We start from the raw sequence: 3,742 nt of genomic DNA, 5'->3' as shown, positions 1-3,742 counted from the left end.
CCCCCCCGCTCCCGAGGCGCCCCAGGCTCCCGGCTCCGTGGGCTCCGCTCCCGAGCAGAGCCCCGATGCCGAGGAGGAGCCGTCGCCCATCGCCCAGACGCCCTCGGCTCCGAGCGACTCCTCCCCAGGCCCGGGCGGCATCGTTCCCGGTGACCCGACGCTCGCGGGCACCCTGCCCCCCGCGAGCTGCGGCGCCTCCGCCACCGGCGGCATGCCCCTGCTCGTCCTCGTCGGGCTGACCCTGCTCACGCTGAGCTTCGGCCGGCGCAAGCAGGCGCTCGCCCCCGCGCGTCACGCGCCGCGCCGCTCGCGTTCGTCGCGCCGCTGACACGGTGCACGGGGTCGTGAACACCCCACCGCACCCGGGCTTCCCCCGCCATTGAAGCTGGCGGACGACCGGATGAAGATCGGGTTGCCGGGGGGAGCCCCCCACGTCCCTCCCGGCCCCCGCCGCGTCCCCCATGCGGTGGCTCCCCCCTTGAGCGGTGCCGAGAGACATGAAGCCCCTGGTGGTGGTGCGCAGTGAGCCGGGTTCCACCCTGGTGGACCTTCTGCGGAGGAGGGCGCACGAGCAGCCCTCGCGCCGCGTCTTCACCCTGCTCGAGGACGGCGAGACGGAGACGCGGCACCTGGACTTCGCCGGGCTGGACGGGCGGGCCCGGGCCATCGCCGCCACGCTCCAGCGGCATGCGCGGTCCGGGGAGCGCGCCCTGCTCCTCTACCCCTATGGGCTGGACTACATCGCCGCCTTCTTCGGGGCGCTGTACGCCGGAGTCGTGGCGGTGCCGGTGTACCCGCCGGACCCGACCCGGCTGAGCCGGACGCTGCCGCGCCTGCGGGCCATTGCCCAGGACGCGCAGGCCACCCTCGTGCTCACCCTGGGCTCCATCCGCGACCTGGTGGAGGGGCTCGCCCGCCATGCGCCGGAGCTCGCCGCGCTGCGGTGGGTGGCCACCGACGAGCTCGTCCCCGACGTCGAACGGGACTGGCGACCTCCGGAGGCGACACCCGACTCGCTCGCCTTCATCCAGTACACCTCGGGCTCCACCTCCGTGCCCAAGGGCGTGCTGCTCACCCACGCCAACCTGCTGCACAACGAGTCCATCCTCCAGCGGGCCTTCGGCAGCACCGAGGACTCCGTGGGCGTGAGCTGGCTGCCGCTCTACCACGACATGGGGCTCATCGGCTGCGTGCTGCAGGCGGTGTACGTGGGCTTCCCCCTCGTCCTCATGCCGCCCGAGGCCTTCCTGCAGAAGCCGCTGCGCTGGCTGCGGGCCATCTCGCGCTACCGCGCCACCCACAGCGGCGGGCCCAACTTCGCCTTCGACCTGTGCGTGCGCAAGGTGTCCGCCGAGCAGCGCGACGCGCTCGACCTGAGCAGCTGGCGCTGCGCCGTCAACGCCGCCGAGCCCGTGCGCGCCGACACGCTGGAGCGCTTCACCCGGCACTTCGCCCCCAGTGGCCTCCGCCCGGATGCGCTGCGCCCCCTGTACGGGCTGGCCGAGGCCACGCTCATGGTGACGGGCGGCGCCCAGGGCTCGCGCAGGACGGTGCGCACGGTGGACGGCGCGGCGCTGGAGTCCTGGTGGGTCGTCGAGCTGCCCGAGGGGACTCCGGGCTCGCGGCGCCTGGTGGGCCTGGGCCGCTCCTGGCTGGAGCAGCAGGTCGTCATCGTGGACCCCGTCACGCGCACCCGCTGCGCCGCCGACCGGGTGGGCGAAATCTGGCTCACGGGCCCCAGCGTGGCCCAGGGCTACTGGAACCGCCCGGAGGAGACCGAGCACACCTTCCGTGCCCTGCGCGCCGACACCGGGGAGGGCCCCTACCTGCGCACCGGAGACCTCGGCTTCCTCCACGAGGGCGAGCTCTTCTTCGCCGGCCGCCTCAAGGACCTCGTCATCATCCGCGGCCGCAACCACTACCCGCAGGACCTCGAGCGCACCGTCGAGGAGAGCCACCCCGCGCTGCGCCCCGGCTGCGGCGCCGCCTTCTCCGTCGACTCCGGGCAGGAGGAGCGCCTCGTCATCGTCCAGGAGGTGCACCAGCGGCACGAGGGCGCCCGCTTCGAGGAGCTCGCCCACGCCGCCCGGCAGGCCGTGGCCGCCCTGCACGGCATCCACCTCGACACGCTGGTGCTCGTGCGCCAGGGCTCCATCCCCAAGACGTCCAGCGGGAAGATTCAGCGCAACGCCTGCCGGCAGGACTTCCTCGCGGGCACGCTGGAGCTCCTCCACACGGCCCGGCTCGTGTCCCCGCGCGCCGAGCCCTCCGACACGAGCCCCCCCGCCTTCCTGCGCGAGCAGCTCGCCCGCCTCATCGGCATCGCGCCCGAGGCCTTGGATCCCACCCGCACCCTCGCCGAGCTGGGGCTGGACTCGATGCGCCAGCTCGAGCTGCGGCAGCTCCTGGAGAGCCGCTACGGGCTCGGGCCGCGCCAGGAGGAGCTGTTGCGCTACCCGCTCGGACAGCTCCTCGAGGAGCTGGGCACGCGCAAGCCGCGCGCCGAGGAGGGGCCCTTCTCCATCGCCTGGGACGTGGCGCGCGAGGCCCCCGCGCTCTGGCGCCACCTGCGCGAGGCCGAGCCCTGGGTGGCCGACGCGCTGGAGCAGCTGCGACGGGACATCCCCGTGCCGCCCACCAACGGCGTCTTCGAGTCCGAGCGCTTCTTCCGCCCCCAGGGACACTTCCGCTCCTTCTACCAGCGCGGGCCCGGCGAGAGCGTGCTGGCCCTCAAGGGCGCCGAGGTGCGGTGCGAGGACCAGGTCGGCTTCCTCCAACTGCTCCAGCAGCGGCTCTTCGAGCGCTTCGCGAAGCACTCGGTGACGAATACGCTGGAGTACTTCCTCCTCCAGGAGCGCAAGGTGCCCGGAGCGCTCACGCTGCCCGAGGCGCTCACCGAGGCACAGCGCGCGGCCGAGCTGCAGGGCCGCTTCCTGGAGGAGTACGGCGAGCCCGGGGGCGTCCCCTTGCCGCTGCTGGTGGTGCGCTGGTCCGAGGAGGTGGTGGCGCGCTTCCGCGCCCGGCTCCTGCCGCTGCTGTCCGGCCACTCGCTGACCATCGCCCAGGGCGAGCTGGGTGACGGGCTCGCCTGCTACGTGTACTGGTTCCCCAAGGCGCCCTTCCCGCGCGTGAGCCACTTCGCCGGCTCCCTCGCCCAGGAGAGCCAGCGCACCGGCTCGGGCGGCTTCACCAACACGCGGCTCGTCTACGCCACCCTCAAGCACAACCTGGACCCCGAGGCCGTCGTCGACTCGTGGGTGCGGCTCGTCGCGCGGATGCTGCTGCTCGGCTACTTCCCCAGCGACATCCAGCACTTCAAGAACGGGCAGTGCATCGAGCCGCAGAACGTCCTCCTCAATGGCACCTTCGCGGACCTCGACTCCGTCATCCCCATGCGCCAGCTCGGGAGCGACCGCGAGTTCTACGCCAGCTTCCTCGCCATGCTGAACCTGCTGGCCAACACCGTGCGCGTCTTCCTCACCGCCGAGAGCAACGGCACCACCACCCTCCCCAGCCCCTTCCCCCACCAGTTCCAGCGCCCCGACTTCCTGGAGATGCTCTCCGTCCTCCACATCTGGGAGCGCCTGAAGGTCCACCTGCGCGAGCAGCGGCGCGGACTGAGCCGCACCCTGGACCCGCGGCTCGAGGAGCTCGTCTCCTCGCACCTCTCCTTCCCCGTCCTCTTCGAGAAGGTGCTGTTCTCGCTCTACTACGCCGGGCCCACCCTGCCCGAGAGCGCCCT

2 protein-coding genes are annotated in these 3,742 nt (G+C 73.0%); both read left to right on the top strand.

Going from position 1 to position 3,742, the window contains the following annotated elements:
- A partial coding sequence (locus tag VF697_RS32320; RefSeq protein WP_331100990.1) for an MYXO-CTERM sorting domain-containing protein occupies positions 1-328 on the top strand: 328 nt, incomplete at its 5' end.
- 169 nt (positions 329-497) lie between these two features.
- On the top strand, positions 498-3,742 hold a 3,245-nt coding region (locus VF697_RS32315; RefSeq protein ID WP_331100988.1), incomplete at its 3' end, for an AMP-binding protein.

It is taken from the genome of Archangium sp. (assembly GCF_036388035.1).
GTDB lineage: Bacteria > Myxococcota > Myxococcia > Myxococcales > Myxococcaceae > Archangium.
The sequence above is the reverse complement of the archived record's forward strand: the minus strand, read 5'-3'. Positions and strand labels throughout refer to the sequence as shown.